Source organism: Glaciecola sp. 1036 (assembly GCF_050306235.1).
Classification (GTDB): domain Bacteria; phylum Pseudomonadota; class Gammaproteobacteria; order Enterobacterales; family Alteromonadaceae; genus Glaciecola.
Map to the genome: position 1 here is coordinate 1 of NZ_JBLWFH010000008.1, position 20,208 is coordinate 20,208.

Genomic DNA, 20,208 nt, shown 5'->3' on the forward strand with positions numbered 1-20,208 from the left:
TTCTTCCTAAAAATGTCCAAATAATCCTTGATCTGAAAAGGGAGTCCATATACACGATGACGATTCTTCGTAGTTAATTTCATTATGACAGCAATTTGTCTATTTAAGCCTTCAGAGAGACTACTAACTTGTTCGCATTAAATAAATGCCTCTTCTTCTGAAAACTAGTGCTGGCAAAAGAATTTGTTATTTGTTACTAATATAGGAATCTGAAAAACGACCTGCTGGGTCGAGATTAAATCGTTAGATTTCACAATCTTAATGAGTGCTTTCCGTATTATCGCGGCTGCTGAACCCGATAATTATTAAAGGAAAGACAAATGTGTAAAAATAGAAATAGAGCCTGGAGAAGGTTTAACGATAGAGTCAACAAAGGAAAAGGCAAGGGTTCAAACGAGCTTAATAAGGCCGAAAAGAAATGGAAGCTATTGTATCTTCGTAAAAATAAATTAGCTCGAGCTAAGCAACTTGGATTCGACTATCCCATAAAAAGTAATAGACAACTTTTAGAACAGGAATTTCCTTCAGATGCAAAATAGTGTAAACCTACTATTTATCTGTAGTCGCAACCAATGGCGAAGCCCTACTGGTGAGGAAATCTGGAGAAAACGCCCTGGTTTCAATTCTCGCTCGGCTGGTACAAGCCCAAATGCTAGAAAAACGGTCAGTCCAGCGGATATCCGCTGGGCTGACTATATATTCGTCATGGAAAAGAAGCATAAAAATAGGCTTTTGGCCGAATTCACTCGCCTATTGGATTATAAACCTTTATTTGTTTTGGATATTCCTGATGAGTACAAACTTATGGATCCAGAGTTAGTCGATGAGCTTGACAGCAAAGTTTCTGAAATTTTGGATCGAAAAACGCCCACTTAACACCACAAAGAAATACAAGAAGACATTAAAACTAACCGCCAATCGGCGTAGCTAGGTACATATCTATTTAGTCCAAGCGATAAATTGTTCAGGTTGTGCGCATATCATGCCTTGCAAAAATATGTGGTCGCACAATAACCCCGAGATTGAAAACTGCACTACATAGTTAAGTGTTAGTCATAAAATATTTCTAAGTAAGACTATCAGTTACAGTTTTTCTTTTTGCGGAATAAAAGCAGCTTTAGGTGTAGCTAGCATCTGTTGCATCAGCAATTGAGCACTTAACTTCGCGATATGTGGAATTAACTTACGCTCAGTGTTATCACCTAATTCATAAGTTACTGCGTGCACACCATAAGTATCTGCAATGTACTGTTTAAATACGCCACGTCCAGGGCTTGAACCTGGACGCTCACGCACGGTAAAAGAGCCTAACCTTTGATTTTTCAGGGCGGCTAACCATTGCTCAGAGAAGTCTTTCGGCACCAAACCATAATCAGTCGGCATAGTATAAAATATATCTTGTTGGGTAGAATGAAAATCCAATGCAAATACAACACGCTGTCCGTTGGTAAGCAATCCATTTATATACTGGCCAATTGCAGTTGTTTCAGGTTGAGTAAATTTGCCCCAATCGCGATTTAAGTCTTTCCCGTTATTATTGTGACGCCAATTTCCGTTTGTTACGCCATCAGGATTTACCAGCGGCACAACTAGCAAATTAAAGCGCTCAAAAAATCTTTGGGTCAGTGGCTTAGTCTGTGCGAGCTTGTCTATAAATGCTTGCATTGCAATGGCACCAGTGACTTCAGGTGGATGCTGTCTGCCGATTACAATTAACCATTCGTTGTTAGTGTCTTGTTGAACAATCAGTCCATCAATAGGGCGTTGTTGGAATGATTTACCAATGTTAACTTTGGTGAAGCGTTGGGACGTTAGCACCGATTGCATCCATTCTTGGTAATCGTCCATGGTCAATAATTCTTGGCCCGAGACATAAACCTCTTGATCGGTAATATTCAGCGTCAGATGTAAATCAGCACCATCCATTTCAAAGTCAATAGTTTGCCAATGTTCACCATCAGTACTTATTTTGGGGACATAACGCTGGTTACTTTTAGGTGAATGAATCATTACCTCAATAGTGCTAGGAACCGTTTTAGCTGACACCTTAAAGGCGTACCAAGGGCTTGGATTAATAGGTTCATCTTCTGGTGTAGAGGTTACCATGAAGCGGTTATCGCCTAACTGCTTACAACTATCTAATTTTCCACCATCGAAATCTTTGGAGAATTGAATATTACCAAAATCACAGGCAAAGACTGGGGATGAGGCAATTAGAAAAAGTATAAGCAGAATCGGTGTTCGAATTAATTGCATGAAGTCTTTTTACCTTAATTGTTAACCTTTAATCATTGTGCTGGCGAAAATCACTTACAACTTGCCAACTTAACTTTTGTAGTGCCAATGCTTGTTCGGACGTTAAGCTCGAATGAAATATATTGCCTTCAGGGGATTTGTTATATAAAGCACCGTAAAACACACAAGCCGCCAAATATGTACCAGCTGCACTAGGATGTTTAAGTGTTTCACCATAGGCAATTTGTTTTTTACCATCAATTTCCGTCACTCCAGTAACATCAGGTACGAAAAGATTTATACTGGGCAAGGTTTTAGCTGCTTTATCAAATGCTAACCCTACAGGCACTAATAAAATGTTATTCCTTTGAGCGGCGTCTACATAGGCATTTTTTAATGACTCAGTCATTCCTGCGGTATCAGCATAAGACCAGGTCATAAATAAAATTGGTGACATGCCCTTTTCTTTTACTGTTTTAATCGCGGCATCTATTGCAGCCTGAAACTTTTTACGCTTATTTTTGCGAATGGGTTCATTGCTATGTCCTTGCAAGACCACAGCCTGCCAGCTGTCGTCTACTATCTGAAGATGCGCTTGTAACATGGGCAAATTTTCAAAAATATGCCCTCCGGACAGGGTTTGTAGTCTCAATCTATTTTCGCCGCGTTTCCATTCACCGGCAGCTCTTATCAAGCTGCCTAAATGATTATGAATGCCATTGTTATAAAAACTAAAACTGTTACCCACGAATAGTATCTTTTTAGGCGCAGGCTCAATTGGATCAACAACTGGATTTTGCGCTTTTTCAATTGCTTGTGTTGTGCAAGTAGTGACCATGAAACACAGGCTCGCAAAGATCAAAATTAACTTAAAAATGTTCAACATCTATTTCCTTACATTGTTAGGGTAAAAAGATCATAGGTGCCAACCAAACCGACACTATAGTAAGTAACACCATACCCACTAGATTGAGTACTACACCTGCTCTTACCATGTCTGGAATGGTGATAAGTCCAGAAGCAAATACAATGGCATTGGGTGGGGTAGCAACAGGTAACATAAAGGCACAACTGGCCGCCAAGGTAATTGGAATACATAGTAGTAAAGGCGATACATCTAGTTCTAAGGCAACGGCCGCGACTACAGGCAAAAATGTAGCTGCAGTAGCAACATTACTGGTCAGTTCGGTTAAAAATATCACTAAACCGGTAGCCGCAACAACTAACGCAAAGACACCAAAAGCACCTAATGGCATTAAGTTACTGCCCAACCAAAGTGCCAGTCCAGAACTAGATACAGCGGCAGCTAATGCTAGGCCACCACCGAATAAAATCAATACTCCCCAAGGAAGTCGTTGCACATTTTCCCAGACTAAAATCTGCTGTTGCTTTTTATCTCCGCTAGGTAATAAGAAAAGCAATAAAGCGGCTGTCATTACGATACCGGTATCGGAAAGAAAGTTAATGTCTAACCAACTGGATAACGGGCGTCTGATGATCCAAAAAATGACCACTAGCACAAATACAATGGCTACTCGTTTTTCGGCTTTGCTCATGGGGCCAAGCTCTTCACTAAGCGCTTTAAGATGCAGTTTTACTTCTTGGTTAGCAGGAATGTTGACGCTAAAAACGTATTTAGTCAGTATTATCCAAGCTAGAGGTAACATGACTAAAATTACCGGTAAGCCCAGCATCATCCAACTGGCAAAGGAAATTTGGATGTTGTAGTTTTCTTCTAAAAATGCTGCGAGTAAAGCGTTCGGCGGTGTGCCTATTAGCGTTGCTAATCCACCTATGGTGGCGGCAAATGCAAGTCCAAGCAACATTGCAATTTGAAAGGATTTTACTTCTTTTTCGGGTAAGTCACTGTTTTGCTCAGCAATCATATTCGCAACTGACATAGCAATGGGCATCAGCATCATTGTGGTGGAGGTATTTGTCATCCACATGGAAAGCAGCGCAGCTACCAACATGAATCCACCGATTAAATAGCGACCATCGGTGCCAGTAATAGATAGTATAGCCAGTGCAATGCGCTTATGAAGCATCCAACGCTCTACTGCTATTGCCAAGATAAAAGCGCCCAAAAATAAATAAATGATGGGGTTGGCGTAACTAGCTGTGGTATTCCCCATATTTTCAATACTAAGAAATGGAAACATGACCACGGGTAAAAACGCGGTTACGGGCACTGGGACGGCTTCAGTGGCCCACCATACCGCCATCCATAAGCCGACAGCGGCAACTCGCCAAGAAGCGACTTCCATCACTACTTGCGAGCCATCAAAAAACATCATCGCAGCAAATATCAAGGGCCCTAAAATTAGGCCAATATTCTGATAAGTCGCTCGCGCATGACGCGTGAGTAACGTATTTTGCATTATTTTGATCCTTGTTGTTTTACAAAAAATGGGCCTGCAATAACAGGCCCTGTAAAGAGATCATTTGTTTAGAAGCTAGCTCTTACGTCTATGTAATAGCTACGACCGTAATCTTGGTGGGCATCGGAAAAATAACCAAAATAACGATCCGCCAAAGGCGCTCGTTCATCAGTTAAATTAACCACACCAAAGCGAACACGAGTGGCCACATCGTTTACATCAAAACGATAGTCCAGGGTTGCATTAAAGGTGGTCATTGATGGAATGACATAACGGGTGCCATCGTCTAATGTTAGCGAGCTTTGATAGAAACTGCCTACTCGATTACCACTTAAAGACGCTCCCCAATCTTGATAGCGCCATGATACGCGAGCAGAATGGCGTTGCTCTTGATTACCGTCACGACCAATCAGATCAGCAAAACCGTCAACCGGTATGCTTGCTGGGATGAGACCACTTTCAGCAGCTTCAACAAGACGTGCAGCTTCGCCGCCTGCTTCCTGCTCAAACTTATCGAGGAAAGAACCGTTGTAGCTGAATTTGAAACGCCCGATATCAGTTTTAACATCGTAGTACACACCAATATCATAGCCAGCAAGTTTACGAGTATCTAAGTTAGCATAATTATCATCGATGAATTCTACTGCACCTGCTGGACAAATCCCTGCTGCTAAGTAGATAGCCGCTTCATCGTCAGCTGCCGTACCTCTAGATACTGCCGGGTTAAAGGTAGCACCATCACAACTTGCGGTTCCTGCCTCAAGTCTCAAAAGTAAGTCGAGAACAGTGTGGTTTTCTTCGCCGAATAAGCCAATGGTGTTTTCTTTTTCGATAGACCAGTAATCGACAGTGATGGTCAAATCATCAATTGGCGCAAGCACAATACCTAAATTAGTATTGGTTGATTCTTCTGGAATCAGATTTTGACTACCTTGAGCTACACGTTGAGTCGAGTTGCTACAATCTAAGGTATCTTGATCAGGATCACCGCCATTTTCCGCCGCATATAAACAGGTATAATCGGTTCTAGTATTGCTTCTAACTACAATGCTCTCATTTATGGTAATTAAGTTAGGTGCTCTAAATGCCTCTGACCAAGAACCACGTAACAAGAACGCCTCATGAGGTTGCCAGCCAAAAGCAACTTTACCTACGGTAGTGTTACCCACATCAGAAAAATCTTCGTAACGAATTGCGGCTTGAACATCTAAGTTTTCAAGTACGGGTATTTGTAATTCAGCGAATAAGGAGATGACATCACGTTCACCACTACTATCCGGTGTTGGACTTGAATTTACAACGTCAGATACGAACGGATAGGTGTCACCTTCATAGTCTGTAAAAACGATAGTGCCATCTAAGCGTGGATCTCGATCATCTAAGAAGGATTCTTCGCGATACTCTGCGCCCGCTACAAAACCTACAGGACCGGCAGGAAGTTGGAAGATTTCTGGAGTAGAAATTTTGAAATCTAAGGTAGTCAATTCAGTCTCATTTAAACGGACCACATCAACCAAGGCTCGTTCAATATTTGAATCAACGCCACCGCTAAACGGATTATAAGCTTCTGGGGTAGGATCAAATAGTGCTTCAGCCATCAGAATGTTGGATACACGATTATGTGTTACATCGTCCTTAGTCGCTTTTGAATGGCTGAAGGCACCTTCCCAGTCCCAATCACCAAAATAGCCTCTAAAGCCTTGTAATATGCGGTAGGTATCACCATCGTTATCAACAATTCTTGGTAATTCAGCAAAGCGATAGTTATCAATAATTAGTTCTAAACCTGAACATGGCACATCTGGAATAAGATCATCCGCTAATCTGTTAGGTGAACCGCAAGGGCCAAAGGGGTTATAATAATTTTCAGCGCCAACTCTTAACTTTGACGCAGTGAAAGAGGCAGAAGGGTGGCGTCTCAAATTGGTTTTTGATTGATACCAAGAAAGTTCGGTGAAGCTTTCAACGCCATTTTCGAATTCGTGATTTACAAACAAGAAGATGTTCGCTCGTTCTAATTCAGAACTTAAGTCTCTATCTGCATTCAAATTTAAGCGGTAGGTCCCTTGACCGTCGATAGCGCCACATGTGGTAGCATTTAGTACGTACTGACAGCGTTCATCACCTATGGGATAGGTCTCAAATTCACCTGAACTGTCGGTAAAAATATTACGTAGACCTGAAGACGTAGCACTTGACACCAAGTCAAACTGTCCAAACAAAGAGTTTGCGGTATCATTTCGAAAAGCGGTATCTCCAAACCAAGGCGAGTCTTCAGGTACACGGTCCCTAAAGTCTGCATTGGCCCATCTTGGATCGTCTTGAGAATTTACGCGGTCACGCTGGTAATAATTGGCAAAGACACTGACGTTAGTTTTGCCGTCGTTAAAATCCTTACCCCACTCGACAGTTAATCTTTGAGTGTCTCTAGGAATGTTATCGTATTCAGTCCATCGACCAGACACGTTAAAGCCGACAAAGTCTGACTTGATAACATGATTTACTACGCCTGCTACCGCATCTGCACCATAAATCGCCGAAGCACCATCACGTAATACTTCTACTCTATCAAGACCTGTTACCGGAATTGTATTGACGTTCACTGAATTAACAGGAACAAAACTACCACCTACCTCTTCGGTTTGATAAGAAGCCGCATTAACCATGCGTCGACCGTTTAGAAGCACTAAAGTGTTTCCGGTACCCAAGTTTCGTAAATTATATGCGCCAACATCACCGCGAGCGGCATTTACGCCACCGGCAATGTTTTCAGCTTCACTAAAAAAGTTTTGACCGTTCTCTGGAATAAACTGTAAAAGATCATCTAGTGATTCAACGCCTAAATTTCCGATGTCTTCTGAGCCAATAACGGAAACCGCAAGTGCTTCTGATACTTGGGCATTTTTAATATTCGAACCAACAACTGAGATTTTCTCTACTTCTTCGTCTTCGTTGAGTTCTTGTTCTGTTATATCTTGGGCGTAAGCAGTACTGGTACAAGCAAAAGCGATGGCTAATGCGACTTTATTTAAGGTTCTATAATAAGTGTGTTTTAGACCTGTGTTCATTGAGCGTCCTTCCTGTTTTTATTGTTCGCAACAGGTGTAACGCATGAAAAATGAAAATCCCCTATTAAAACGTAAAGAAATTTTGAAAAAAAATTAAAAAGCGAAGAAAACGCCTAAAGTAATGATGGCTAACGCAGTGTTATAAACCCAAGTTGGCGCGCTTAATTCCTCATAGGTATTGGAAAACACTTGTGGGGCGATATCATTAGAAACAAGCACAGGTTGAGAAAAACTCTTGTGAGGAAATTGCACGACTTCGGTTCTGTCTATGAACTTCTCAAACTCGGACATAACCGCCGATTTTGCCCAAACTTCAGACATTTGATAAAACGCAGCTTGGTGCTTGGGGTTTCGGGATAGCCACTGATTAAAAGACTGTTGCATATGCTGGAAGTCGGCAGCACTTAAGCAGTTTTGCGCGAACTCTTCGTCAGAGCGATCCAGTTTTACTAGCCATTGGCTAGCTTGATCCAAGACGTCTTCGTCTATTTGATAACCCGTCCAGTCATTTAAATTCATATTTAGCCTGATACCACTTTTCTAACAAAACTTTTTTGTGCTTTTTTATCGACTACAAATTGGCGACATAGTTTCATGCCTTTAGCTAGGTGGTTCTCGACGGTTTTGACAGAAATTTGTAATTCATTAGCGATGTCATTATAAGATTTTCCATGAATCTTTCGCCGAACAAAAACCTCTCTGCAAATAGGGGGTAAATGGTTAATTGCAGATAACATCAAGTTAGACATATCTTGTTTTATGACGGAAGTTTCAATCGACTCTATCATTTGTTCTTTTTGACTCAGATGTTGTTGATATTTATGTCTGACTTCAAGATGACGGAGGCGGCTAATCGCAGTATTTTTAGCTATTCTAAATGCAAGCGGAATCAAGTTCTCAAGCTCAGCTTTGCAACAACACTGGGAAAACTTGTCTTCAACTAGGGTGAAGATTTTTAATAAACTTTCTTGGGCAATTTCTTCCGCTTCCTGCTTGTTAGCACAGGTAGCTGTTAACATTCTCACTAACCTAGGAAAGGTTTGATTGTGCAAATCGTTAAAGAGTTGCTCGTTACGTAGGCGGTATTCTATTTTCATTTTTTTATACTTTTTGCTTTACAAAAATGATGTCTAACCCTGCCTTAGTGATTAGACTACTTATAATTTGTGTTATTAACTAATCATTAACATACTACAAAACTAATCTTAGCGCCCAGAAAAATTTTATTTAGCTGGGAAAAAATTAATGGCGAGTTTGGAGCTAGTGGATTGGCATACTTGATCTATGCGTCTTCGGAGTGTCATTATGGGACGTAGGAATATGCCTGCATAGATAGTAAAGTTAAGGCTAAATTTATGATTAGAGACAACTGAATGGATAATTGGCAATCACTTTCTCATATGTCCAAGCTCTTGGATATCATGCAGCAGCTAAGGGATCCAGACAAAGGTTGTCCTTGGGATAAACAGCAGACCTTTTCTAGCATAGTGCCTTACACCATTGAAGAAGTGTATGAAGTGGCAGATGCAATTGCCAAAGGCGATATGGTTGAAATAAAAGACGAATTAGGCGACCTACTGTTCCAAGTTGTTTTTTATGCTCAATTAGGGCATGAAGAAAATGCATTTGAATTTGACGACATTGCTGGTGGAGTGTGTGAAAAATTAATTCGCCGTCATCCGCATATATTTGGCGACGAGGTACAACAAAATGCCGAAGCTGTAAGTCAACGCTGGGATGAAATTAAGCGTCAAGAAAAGTTAGTCAAAGGGATACCAGAAAACAACAGTATTTTAGATGACATCCCCCAAGGAATGGCACCTTTATTACGCGCCGAAAAAATTCAAAAGCGATGTGCAAAAGTTGGCTTTGATTGGGATGACGTATCCTCTGTATTTGCAAAAGTACGAGAAGAAATTGTTGAAATTGAACAAGAGATAAACCATTCCAGGGTTACTCAAGAAAAAGTGGTAGAAGAGGTAGGCGATCTTTTATTTGCTGTGGTGAATCTGTCTCGTCATTTAGGTGTAAATGCTGAAACCGCATTAATCAATGCGAATCAGAAATTTAGTCGTCGATTTGGCGCAGTAGAAAAACAATTTGAAGATGCTAACTTAGTGCTTTCAGAGGCTAACCTAGAACAAATGGAGTCAGTCTGGCAGTCGGTTAAATCGTTAGAAAAAAAACAACAATAGCTGAGCAAAAAGGAATCAGTAGAAAGTGAAAGTTGTCGTCCTAGATTTTGAATCTTTAGCGCCGGATAAATTGGATTTATCTAGTTTGGATAAGTTGCAAAAAAGCTATGGTTTGCATATTACATACTTCGATGCCACTGCGCCTGAGCAAGTTATCGAACGAGCGACTGACGCACAAATTATCTTGGTTAATAAAGTGCAATTGACTAGAGCAACGCTTTGCAAACTTTCCAAACTTAAATACATAGGGGTACTAGCAACTGGTACGAATAATATCGACATGGAATATTGTCAACAAAACGATATTCAAGTCAAAAATGTTGAGGGCTATGGCACCAGTTCGGTTATCCAACACGCATTTACGCTACTACTTAACTTATCTACCAGTCTTATTCAATACGCTAATGATGTGCAGCATGGGAAATGGCAAAAAAGTCGCCAGTTTTGTTTTCTAGACTATCCCATTAACACCCTAGAGGGCAAAACCATTGGCATTTTAGGCTATGGAGAGTTGGGGCAAGCAATGGCTAGCATCGCCAGAACTTTTGGTATGAAGGTTATTGTGCTCAATCGACCAGGTAACCAAACTTCATCGGCAACAGATGATGTGACGCGAGTTCCTTTTTATCAAGGGCTTGAGCAATTGGATGTACTCAGTTTGCATTGTTTACTATCAGAGCAAACAAAAGAGATTATTGATCGAAAAGTGCTATCCGCAATGAAACCTTCAGCTTTTCTAATCAACACCGCCAGAGGCGGCTTGGTAAATGAAACTGACTTAGCCCAAGCTTTACAGAACAAAGAAATCGCAGGCGCTGGTTTAGATGTACTGTCTACTGAACCTCCGAACCAAGATAACCCCCTATTGCAGATCAGTTTACCTAATCTGATCATAACGCCCCACACTGCATGGGGAGCAGTTGAAGCCCGACAGAAATTGCTTCACTTAGTTGTTGGAAACCTAAAAGATTGGCTTGAATCAAGGAACTAGATGATGATTATTACGGATGCTGAAAAGGAGTTTTTGTCCGGGCTAGAAACAGCCAACGCCTATTGCTGTACTACAGATGCTCATGGTGCTCCCTCAGTTATAAGGGCTGAGTTAATTAAAAAAGTGCTTTTAGGCATTCCTATCGATGGTGTTGTATATAAACTTTCGCGAGCAGGCATCACACTTGAAAAAGTTACCATTGAGGGACGTTTAGATCTCGATAATATTGATTGTGTTGAAAACGGGAAAGTTCCTTCATTAGAATTCAAAGATTGCTTGTTTAATGGAGGCTTTAGCGCCAATAACGCCCAACTATCTCGACTAGTGTTGAAGCGTTCAGTGTTTGCTGGGGATTTTTCAGATACAGCTACCGTTTCGTTAGATAATTGTCGTATCGACGGTACCTTAAATTTGAACGCTATTGGTCCGGTCGATGATCAAACCTATTGTTGGGTCAATGCACGAGATGCCCTTATTGATGGAAGCCTGTTACTTACCGACGCAAATCTTCATTGCCCTAAACGAGATCTATTAACCTCCAAGCAAACCCCTCGTTATGCGTTAAATTTACTCAATGCCAAGGTCAGTGGGGACATTGAAGTAAAGGAAGGGCTCACAGCCATTGGCGGTATTAAATTAAGAAATACCCTAGTTGAAGGTGATGTTTGGCTCTTGGGAAGCAAGCTAGTAGCGGGTGAAGGTTATGCCTTATTGGCCCAGGGCGCTCAAATTAAAGGCGGATTGAGTTTAAAACCCAGTGTGCATAGCTTGGATAAATCCTCTGATGAAAAAGAGTTGATTAATAAAAGCGAGCTTGAAGGAGGTCTAAACTTTTTTGGTGCAAGTATCGATAGATTACTCGAAATAAGAGGTATTCAAGTAAGACCTTCAGCAAAGCAAATTGATGACGAACAGGGCGTTTCTATATCTTTCAACCAAATTAAACTGGGAGACGGCTTAGTAGTGGGGTCTTTTGTCACTCAACATTCCATGGTCCAAATGAAGACTCCCTTAGCAATAACAATATCCCATGCGTCTATAAAAGGTGGTGTATATATAGCTGGAGTTAAGGTGGATAGAGCGGATAAAACATATTCGCTGGTGATGCAAAATACGTCAATAACAGGTAATTTTGTATCTGAGCATGTGCTCTTCAAAGGTCAAATTATTAGTTCTGAATTCGCCGGTTACATGCAAGTTTCTGATTGTACCATCGGAGGTTATTGTTTTATTCAAAACACAAAAATTGGAGATGAAAATTCAGTTTCTATATTAGATTTTCAGCGAAATACAGTTCAAGGTATTGGGGAGTTGCGCAATGTTGATCTTAAAAAATCGCTTGATATGAGAAACTCAGTTTTTAATTCAGGACTATCCATTCGAATAAAACGCCATACAATTGATACTTTTATAGAAACTCGGTACTGCCAACTTGACTTAAGAAGTATTAAAGTCGCCGGTAATCTTTTTATCAGTGCTGATACCCAGCATTTAGGGTTAACCAAATCGGAAATTGATGGCTATTGTACTTTGGAAGCTACTATAAGCGGCAGTTTCTATGCACAAGAAGCCATAATTAAAGGTTCATTCGAACTCAACAATGTCAAGTTTAGAGGCTTCGAAGGGAACGAGGATAGTGAGGAACAAAACGAGTTTTTATTAACGCGCTGTCAAATTGGTCAAGCGCTGATGTTTAACAATCCAATGAAAGTCAATTTTGACGATATTATCCTCAAAAATGTAAGGCTTTATCCAAGCCTTTGTTATCCTAATTATTATTATTGCGAGGCTGATTATTCAGGTAATTTTACCGCGGATGATCACGAAGGAAGTGCTTCTTTCTTAGTTAGAAAAGACAAGCCATTAAGTAAAGAGAATTTAATTTTATGTAACAGTAATTCAAATTTGTTTCATTCATTAAATGAACAAAATGAATTGGACATATCAACGGAAGAAAAAGCCAAAGACTATATTAAATTATTTTGTGCAAATATTTGGGCCCAAAAGGGGGCCTTTGTAGTTTTTGAATCCGCAAATCACTTACCAAAGGAATATTTAATAAAGACAGATGCTGGTAGAGATTTATCTGAAATAGAGCCTTTAAAGTCGATACCTTTGGCCAGCGACGAGGCAAAAGAAATTGATAAAAATAAAGTATTGTCACCTTCAGATCGCTACTTATTCAGGGCTTACACAAGATATGGGAAGGATATTTTTTTATATTATTTTGTGATTCAAGAGACAAATTATCTGGTATGCGTTTCAGAAACAACGGTTTTTACTTTTGATGAAAGAGCGACCCCAAAAACCATTGCTCCCTTTAGAATTAAAAGCGAATCTTTTACCCGCCCTTCGCTATACACAGAAAATGAGCCGGATAACGAGATAATAACGGAAGAAGAAAGAGAGCAGTTATTAACCTTAATAAATCAGAAACTAGCGCAAGAATTAAAAGCCTCAGGGTTAGGAACTGCATATGTAGATTTAAGTGATACATCAGTGAATCAACTAATTGATGATGATGGTCAGGCTTGGGGTAAAGACATCACCCTTAAACTTACCAACTTTACCTACAATAGATTTAACGACAGTGAATTAACAAAAGATAAGCCTTGGTCCATATGGCATAAATTTACTTTCTACCTAACAACTAAACGAGCGAACTTTGTTCGAAATCTGTCTGAGGTATTTAATAAAATCGGCTTTGTACACCTGAGCAATGAGTTAGCGTCAAATAAGTGGGCGATAAAACCGCTAAAGCCAGAAAAAACGCCGATTAAAAGTCGCATAAAACATCGATTGAACTGGTTAAGTTTACAATACACAAAACCGGCTGCAAAGAAATCGAACAGGTTGATCCGGTTTTTAAAATGGGCTCCCTTTCTGAATGCCGAAGATGAGCCGAGAAAAGTCAATTTATGGCAATTCCAAAGCTTTCCCTATATTCAAGCTGCCGCAACTTTTCGCAAAGAAGGTGTACACGAACTAGCGCGGCAAATTGATTATGAGGCACATAAATATTCGAGTTTAAAATATGCTAAGAATGCCGGTTATTTAAGTCCTTTAGTATATTTCTTGCACTATTTATACAAAATATCTTCTAAATTTGGATTGTCTCCCAATCGGGTATTTTGCTGGTTGTTAGCTTTCATCCTGGTGGGGGGATTAATGGTGGAAGTGGCTAATCAAAAAGGTGTTATGGTGATGGAAACAGTTACTGTTAATCAATTAAACTCTACTTCAGATACTAGTTTTACATCAACCGAAGATGCACAATTTCCTGTGCTTCCATGTAACCGAAATATTCAGCCTATACTTTACGCCGCAGACATATTTTTACCTTTGATAGATTTAGGTCAGGAAAGACGGTGTACCTTGGGAACACCTAGTCTGATGGTAGAAAAACCTCAATTTACCCAGCATGGCTCTTTGATATCCACTGTTGAGGCTTCTTTATCTTCCCATACACCTTCGAGTTTGAGTTTTTGGCAGTGGGCACGCTCCCTTTACAGCATCTTGGGTTGGGTAATGCTGTCTTTATTTATATTTGCCTTAACTAACCGATTGCGCTCACCAGAAATCCACCGAAGGTAAAAGCGATATCGTTATAAAAAGCGAATTTGTAAAAATTCTGTTACCAATAATCGAAACGAGGTTAACAAATTCTATAATTTTTCTATTTTTTAAATAGATTAGCCTATGCATAAATCTGGTTAACACAGTGACTAGTTGACACTGTGGTTAAATCAATGTCTAGGAAGATCTATGAGAATGTGGTCTGTAAAACAAATTGCGATGGCGCTATTGGTAACATTTAGTTTGTCATCGTTGGCATCTGAAAAAACCATTAAACTCAATGATTTGGATTACTTTGAAACGCGCGGTTTAAATGTCCTTGTATACAGCAACTGGTACAACGGACTTTTCAGTGATTCTAAAATAAGTGGCGTGGAATTTATTCATCATGGCATACGCACGGTAACCAATGGTGATGTGCGGTTGAATGCAACACCTGAACAATGGGATCCAATTCCTGCGTTTATCGAACGAAAAATCGACCGAGATGAAAACAGTATAGAAGCCTTTCTACATTATCCCGATTATGGCTTTGCGTTTTCAGTGAAAGTAGTGTCGCTAGATGATCATTTTACATTGTCAGTTCACCTGCCTAAAAAGCTACCGCAAGCCTTGGAAGGGGTCGCTGGTTTTAACTTAGAATTTTTACCGACAGCCTACTTTCATAAATCTTTTATAGCAGATAATCAGTTTGGTGCGTTTCCTATTTATCCAAGCGGCCCTAAAGAACAAAATGGAATTCAGGCACCGACGCCTTTGGCTAGTGGTCATCATCTAGTATTAGCGCCCGAGGATGCTAACCGCAGAGTAAGTATTGAATCCAAAGATGTAGAACTGGCGTTGTATGACGGTCGCAGCAAAGCACAAAATGGTTGGTTTGTTGTTCGCTCTCTTTTACCTGCTAATAAGACGGGCAAGGTATTGGAATGGAAGCTAAGTGCTAGCACCCAAGAAAACTGGCTTAGAGATCCTGTCATTGCCCATTCTCAGGTGGGTTATCACCCTAATCAGAATAAAGTCGCCGTAATTGAATTGGATAAACATGCACAGTTAGGTGCTAAGGCAAGTCTATACAAAGTAAATAAAAGCGGTGAGAAAACCTTAGTGGCATCGTCTTTGCCTGAGTTTTGGGGGCAGTATAAACGTTATCAGTATGCAAAATTTGATTTTAGTCAGGTGACTGAATCTGGTATTTATCAGCTTCAATACGATAACGTGATTACTGCACCTTTTAAAATTGCTAAAGATGTTTACGAGCAAGCTTGGCATCCAACACTTGATGTATTCTTCCCAGTGCAAATGGATCATGTATTAGTCAATGAGGCTTACAGAGTATGGCACGGGGCATCTCATTTAGACGACGCTTTACAAGCACCTGTAAACCACGAACATTTCGATTTGTATGCTCAAGGTCCAACTACGGATAGTCCTTACCAGCCTGGTGAACATGTGCCCGGTTTAAACATAGGTGGCTGGTATGATGCGGGTGACTACGATATTCGCACCCAAACTCAATACCGTGCGGTACAGGGCTTAGTTGAGGTGTGGGAGCAGTTTAAACCTTTGCGCGACACTACTTTGGTTGACTATGACCGCAAGTATGTAGATTTACACGTACCTGATGGCAAACCTGATATCTTGCAACAAATAGAACATGGGGCCTTGGCGTTATTGGCGCAGCACCGTGCCTTTGGACGCGCGATTAATGGCATCATAGTACCTGATATTTCCCAATACACCCATTTAGGTGATGGCTTGACCATGACGGACAATCTTATCTATAACCCTGATATGTCACCATTGGAATCCGATGGTAAACAAAGTGGTGTGTTTGATGATAGATGGGTGTTTACAAGTCGATCATCAGCCGTCAACTACGGTTCTATTGCTGCATTGACTGCTACCAGCAGAGCCTTGGCAGAGCACAATCCTGAGCTGGCAAAAGAAGCTCAAGATACAGCCTTAGCTGCTTGGAATGAAGAGCAATCCCATCCGCCATTTACCTTTCGTCATGGAAATACCACCGGCGGTCCACTAGAGGCTGAAAAACTTAAAGCGGCGGCAGAGTTATTGATCACAACTAACTCATCTGAATTTGCTCAGGCTGTAAATGATTTATGGCCGGAAATCGAGGAAAATTTTGCCATGCATATAGGCATATTAGTGCGAATTTTACCTTTGATGGATGAGGCTTTTCAGGGCAAGATAAAAAACCTTGCACAAACGTATATAAAGCAATTGGAAACCCCTGAAAATCCGTTTGGAGTTACCATCACCGAAGGTGGCTGGGCGGGTAATGGGTTTATTATTCGTCAAGCAATTAATCATTATTATCTACATAAAGCTTTCCCTGAGTTGGTATCTCCAGAAGCCGTATTCAGTGGTTTAAATTATCTTTATGGCACTCATCCAGATTCGGATATTTCCTTTGTTTCTAATGTAGGCACACGCTCTAAACAAGTTGCCTATGGCATGAATCGAGCGGACTTTTCATTTATATCAGGGGGTATTGTACCTGGTGTGCTGATTTTGAAGCCTGATTTACCTGAAAATAAAGAAGATTGGCCATTTTTATGGGGCGAAAATGAGTATGTGATTAATTTAGGGGCTTCTTATATTATGTTGGTGCATGCCACTAATGATCTAGTGAATAGGGCAAAATAGTATGACATTTTTTATCAATTTTTCTCGTCAAGGGAAATGCGCAAAAAGGAAACCCAATAATGAAATCAATTTTAGTCGCTTTAATTGCCGTGGTAATGCTCACAATGAGTGGTAATAGTAAGGCTGAACAAGAAGTAATAGCACCAGGTGGATTTGTTCACAGTGTTTACTTTTGGTTGAACAATCCTGAAAACCAAGAAGACAGAGATGCTTTTCTTCATCATCTGACTACCTTTATCGATAACTCAGATTATGTAAAAACTAAGCATATAGGGGTTGTTGCACCTTCTGGTCGAGGCGTGGTCGACAGTAGCTATGATTATACCTTGGTGGTGACTTTCGAAGATAAAGCGGCTCAAGATGCTTATCAAGTCGAACCTGTGCACATTAAGTTTGTGGAAGACGCTCAACATCTGTGGTCAAAAGTCGTGGTTTACGATTCCACCAGTATTTTAAAGGACTAATAAGAGAGCATTATGGTGAAATGGATGGTAACGGCAGTTCTCGTTTTATTGAGTTTACATGCCTCAGGGACTGAAAATTCTTTAAAAGACGCTTATCAAAACGCATTCAAAATTGGCGTTGCCGTCAATGAAGACATAACCTCAGGAAATAATTCCAAGGCGCAAGATATTGTTGTTCGGCATTTTAATACAGTGACCGCTGAAAATGTCTTAAAAGCCGGGCCTCTAACTGAATCAGGGCAATATAATTGGGCGGCTGCAGATGCTTTTGTTGAATTTGCAGAAGCTAAAGATATGTTCATTATTGGCCATACTTTAGTGTGGCACAATCAAACCCCCAACTGGTTTTTTACCAATCAAAAAGGCGAACCTAATACGCCAGAACAGCAATTAGCCCGAATGCGCGAGCACATTAAAACAGTTGCAGGTCGCTACAAAGGACGCATTCACGCATGGGATGTGGTAAACGAAGTCATTGACAACGATGGCAATTATCGACCTACCACCTGGGTGAATGCTGTTGGCAGTGGCGATGAAATGGTCAAAGTCGCGTTTCGATATGCACAGGAATTTGCGCCTGAAGCTGAACTTTATTACAACGATTTTAATGCTTGGCGCCCCGCAAAAGTGAAAGGCATAGTGCGTATGGTAAAAATGCTGCAAGACGCTGGTATTCGTATCGATGGCATTGGTATTCAAGGTCATTGGGGATTGAATTTTCCGAAAAACCAATACATTGAAGAGGCTATCGATGCATATGCAGCCTTAGGTGTAAAAGTCATGATTACTGAACTTGATGTCGATGTACTGCCACTTACCAAAGAAGGACAAATTATTGGGACAGGTATGTTACATCCGCAGTTTCAGCTAGAAGAGTTTGAAGTATTTTTAGATCCCTATAAAGAGGGATTACCTGAAGAGGTGGAACAGCAATTAGCAGATCGTTACGCAGAGCTTTTCGGAATTTTTTATAAAAAGCGCGACAAAATTGATCGCGTAACCCTTTGGGGAGTCGATGACAGTATGAGTTGGAAAAATGGTTACCCTATCGCAGAAAGAACCAATTATCCGCTCTTGTTCGACCGTAATTTCAAGGCAAAACCGGCGTTTCATTCCGTCATCATTATCCCAACAATGGACCCCTAAATAATGGAGCCGTAGTTCATTTAAATAATGGAGCCGTAGTTCATTCTCACCATACTGCGGAATTTCCGTTGTCCATTTGAGTGAAAGGTGAGAATGAACTACGGCTCCATTATTTAAATGAACTACGGCTCCATTATTTAGGGGTCCATTATTTACAAAATTTGTAGGATAAAAAATGAAAACAAAAATCATTCTGGTATTGGCTTTTTATCTGGTGTTATCAGGATGCAGTGAACTGCTTGCTGATAGCAATGGGGAGGTTAAACTACCGAATCGTCCCGTTGGAGCTGCCGTAAGCCATGAGTATCCTAACTTGTTTGTGCAAGTGACGCAGCGTTCTCCTGAGCAAGTGCGAGCTAAAATAACGGCCGCCTATCAACAATTGTTTTTTGGCGATCCTAAAACCCAAGCAGTTTATTATCCCGACGGAAGTAATGCGTACGGTGAAAAAGCTTATATTTGGGACGTGAACAGTAATGATGTGCGTTCTGAAGGCATGAGTTACGGCATGATGATAGCTGTGCAAATGAATGATAAAGCAGTATTTGATGCACTTTGGAACTGGTCATTATCTCATATGTACAATGATGCCGATGAACATCCCGCCAAGGGCTTTTTTGCTTGGAGTGTTAGTACACAGGGAGAAAAGTTAGATGAAATGCCTGCACCCGACGGTGAAGAGTATTTTGCTACAGCTTTGTATTTTGCATCCAAGCGTTGGGGCGATGGCAAAGGTATTTACGCTTACTCTCTCTGGGGCGATAAAATACTGCGTGACATTTTGCATCGCGAATCCATAACTGGTCCTACAAATCGCGGTGAAATGACGGCGATAAATCTATTTGATAAAGAGCACAAAATGGTGCGATTCACTCCTGATGTGGTGAATTCTGAGCGCACAGATGCTTCCTATCACCTGCCTGCTTTCTATCAGATTTGGGCAAAAGTAGGTCCTGAAAAAGATAGGGATTTTTGGCAGCAGGCTACTCAGGTGAGCAGGGACTATTTCAATCAGGCTTCTCACCCAGACACAGGGTTAACCCCTGATTATGGCAATTTCGACGCCACACCTTGGGCGGCATCATGGCGTCCTGAAAGTGTGGATTATCGCTATGATGCTTGGCGAACCGCAATGAATTGGTCGGTAGATTGGAGCTGGTGGAAAGCTGATCAGCGACAAGTCGAGTTGAGCAACCGCTTGCAAGCCTTCTTTGAATCTCAAGGCATGGATGAATATAAGAGTTTATATACGCTGGACGGAAAACCTCTGGGTGGTGGCCAAACAACTGGAATCGTGGCAATGAATGCTACTGCGAGTCTGGCCGCCGATCATCCGCGCAGGCAGAAGTTTTTAGCGGCACTTTGGGAACGTCCAATTCCTACTGGACCTTATAGATACTACGATGGCATGTTGTATATGATGGCGCTGTTGCATTGTAGTGGTGAATTTAAGGCCTGGTATTAAATTAAAACTGAGACTACTCAATG

15 protein-coding genes are annotated in these 20,208 nt (G+C 40.8%); 9 read left to right on the plus strand and 6 right to left on the minus strand.

The features are described 5' to 3' along the window. Positions 1-320 precede the first annotated feature (320 nt). Together ACNKW3_RS12520 and ACNKW3_RS12525 are read left to right on the plus strand one after the other, a co-directional pair. On the plus strand, positions 321-539 hold the full coding sequence (locus ACNKW3_RS12520; protein WP_427399641.1) for a hypothetical protein: 219 nt from the start codon (positions 321-323) through the stop codon (positions 537-539). After that, complete coding sequence (locus ACNKW3_RS12525; protein ID WP_427399642.1) at positions 529-876, plus strand: low molecular weight protein tyrosine phosphatase family protein; 348 nt, start codon at positions 529-531, stop codon at positions 874-876. Before ACNKW3_RS12520 ends, ACNKW3_RS12525 begins: the two co-directional genes overlap by 11 nt. A gap of 207 nt (positions 877-1,083) precedes the next feature. On the opposite strand, the gene ACNKW3_RS12530 is transcribed toward ACNKW3_RS12525, so the two are convergent. The 6 genes from ACNKW3_RS12530 to ACNKW3_RS12555 form a co-directional block, all read right to left on the minus strand. After that, a complete protein-coding gene (locus tag ACNKW3_RS12530; RefSeq protein WP_427399643.1) occupies positions 1,084-2,256 on the minus strand; it encodes a M14-type cytosolic carboxypeptidase in 1,173 nt (390 codons plus the stop codon). A 28-nt stretch (positions 2,257-2,284) separates the two neighbouring features. After that, a complete protein-coding gene (locus tag ACNKW3_RS12535; RefSeq protein ID WP_427399644.1) occupies positions 2,285-3,121 on the minus strand; it encodes a DUF4886 domain-containing protein in 837 nt (278 codons plus the stop codon). A gap of 16 nt (positions 3,122-3,137) precedes the next feature. Further along, a complete protein-coding gene (locus tag ACNKW3_RS12540; protein ID WP_427399645.1) occupies positions 3,138-4,616 on the minus strand; it encodes an SLC13 family permease in 1,479 nt (492 codons plus the stop codon). Positions 4,617-4,684: 68 nt separating this feature from the next. Then, complete coding sequence (locus ACNKW3_RS12545; RefSeq protein ID WP_427399646.1) at positions 4,685-7,684, minus strand: TonB-dependent receptor domain-containing protein; 3,000 nt, start codon at positions 7,682-7,684, stop codon at positions 4,685-4,687. 93 nt (positions 7,685-7,777) lie between these two features. Next, positions 7,778-8,203: a FecR/PupR family sigma factor regulator gene (locus ACNKW3_RS12550; protein ID WP_427399647.1), complete on the minus strand. Its 426-nt coding sequence runs from the start codon at positions 8,201-8,203 to the stop codon at positions 7,778-7,780. Positions 8,204-8,205: 2 nt separating this feature from the next. Further along, positions 8,206-8,781, minus strand: a complete 576-nt coding sequence (locus tag ACNKW3_RS12555) for an RNA polymerase sigma factor (protein ID WP_427399648.1) — start codon at positions 8,779-8,781, stop codon at positions 8,206-8,208. Between the two features lie 276 nt (positions 8,782-9,057). Between ACNKW3_RS12555 and mazG the strand changes: the two genes are divergently transcribed. The 7 genes from mazG (at position 9,058) to ACNKW3_RS12590 (ending at position 20,185) form a co-directional block, all read left to right on the plus strand. Continuing rightward, a complete protein-coding gene (gene mazG / locus ACNKW3_RS12560) occupies positions 9,058-9,879 on the plus strand; it encodes a nucleoside triphosphate pyrophosphohydrolase (RefSeq protein WP_427399649.1) in 822 nt (273 codons plus the stop codon). Between the two features lie 25 nt (positions 9,880-9,904). Then, positions 9,905-10,870, plus strand: coding sequence for a D-2-hydroxyacid dehydrogenase (locus ACNKW3_RS12565; RefSeq protein ID WP_427399650.1), 966 nt, complete (start codon positions 9,905-9,907; stop codon positions 10,868-10,870). Further along, complete coding sequence (locus ACNKW3_RS12570; protein WP_427399651.1) at positions 10,871-14,464, plus strand: hypothetical protein; 3,594 nt, start codon at positions 10,871-10,873, stop codon at positions 14,462-14,464. A 171-nt stretch (positions 14,465-14,635) separates the two neighbouring features. Further along, complete coding sequence (locus ACNKW3_RS12575; RefSeq protein WP_427399652.1) at positions 14,636-17,110, plus strand: glycoside hydrolase family 9 protein; 2,475 nt, start codon at positions 14,636-14,638, stop codon at positions 17,108-17,110. Between the two features lie 59 nt (positions 17,111-17,169). Next, on the plus strand, positions 17,170-17,574 hold the full coding sequence (locus tag ACNKW3_RS12580) for a Dabb family protein (RefSeq protein ID WP_427399653.1): 405 nt from the start codon (positions 17,170-17,172) through the stop codon (positions 17,572-17,574). 12 nt (positions 17,575-17,586) lie between these two features. Further along, a complete protein-coding gene (locus ACNKW3_RS12585) occupies positions 17,587-18,720 on the plus strand; it encodes an endo-1,4-beta-xylanase (RefSeq protein WP_427399654.1) in 1,134 nt (377 codons plus the stop codon). 175 nt (positions 18,721-18,895) lie between these two features. Further along, entirely contained in the window at positions 18,896-20,185 is a 1,290-nt protein-coding gene (locus tag ACNKW3_RS12590) for a glycosyl hydrolase family 8 (RefSeq protein WP_427399655.1), read from the plus strand. The last annotated feature ends 23 nt before the right edge of the window (positions 20,186-20,208 follow it).

What these genes read in the sequence shown, in the direction of transcription:
- ACNKW3_RS12520 (WP_427399641.1), top strand. Translation starts at nt 321, where the DNA reads ATGTGTAAAAATAGAAATAGAGCCTGGAGAAGGTTTAACGATAGAGTC.
- ACNKW3_RS12525 (WP_427399642.1), top strand. Translation starts at nt 529, where the DNA reads ATGCAAAATAGTGTAAACCTACTATTTATCTGTAGTCGCAACCAATGG.
- ACNKW3_RS12530 (WP_427399643.1), bottom strand. Translation starts at nt 2,256, where the DNA reads ATGCAATTAATTCGAACACCGATTCTGCTTATACTTTTTCTAATTGCC.
- ACNKW3_RS12535 (WP_427399644.1), bottom strand. Translation starts at nt 3,121, where the DNA reads ATGTTGAACATTTTTAAGTTAATTTTGATCTTTGCGAGCCTGTGTTTC.
- ACNKW3_RS12540 (WP_427399645.1), bottom strand. Translation starts at nt 4,616, where the DNA reads ATGCAAAATACGTTACTCACGCGTCATGCGCGAGCGACTTATCAGAAT.
- ACNKW3_RS12545 (WP_427399646.1), bottom strand. Translation starts at nt 7,684, where the DNA reads ATGAACACAGGTCTAAAACACACTTATTATAGAACCTTAAATAAAGTC.
- ACNKW3_RS12550 (WP_427399647.1), bottom strand. Translation starts at nt 8,203, where the DNA reads ATGAATTTAAATGACTGGACGGGTTATCAAATAGACGAAGACGTCTTG.
- ACNKW3_RS12555 (WP_427399648.1), bottom strand. Translation starts at nt 8,781, where the DNA reads ATGAAAATAGAATACCGCCTACGTAACGAGCAACTCTTTAACGATTTG.
- mazG (WP_427399649.1), top strand. Translation starts at nt 9,058, where the DNA reads ATGGATAATTGGCAATCACTTTCTCATATGTCCAAGCTCTTGGATATC.
- ACNKW3_RS12570 (WP_427399651.1), top strand. Translation starts at nt 10,871, where the DNA reads ATGATGATTATTACGGATGCTGAAAAGGAGTTTTTGTCCGGGCTAGAA.
- ACNKW3_RS12575 (WP_427399652.1), top strand. Translation starts at nt 14,636, where the DNA reads ATGAGAATGTGGTCTGTAAAACAAATTGCGATGGCGCTATTGGTAACA.
- ACNKW3_RS12580 (WP_427399653.1), top strand. Translation starts at nt 17,170, where the DNA reads ATGAAATCAATTTTAGTCGCTTTAATTGCCGTGGTAATGCTCACAATG.
- ACNKW3_RS12585 (WP_427399654.1), top strand. Translation starts at nt 17,587, where the DNA reads ATGGTGAAATGGATGGTAACGGCAGTTCTCGTTTTATTGAGTTTACAT.
- ACNKW3_RS12590 (WP_427399655.1), top strand. Translation starts at nt 18,896, where the DNA reads ATGAAAACAAAAATCATTCTGGTATTGGCTTTTTATCTGGTGTTATCA.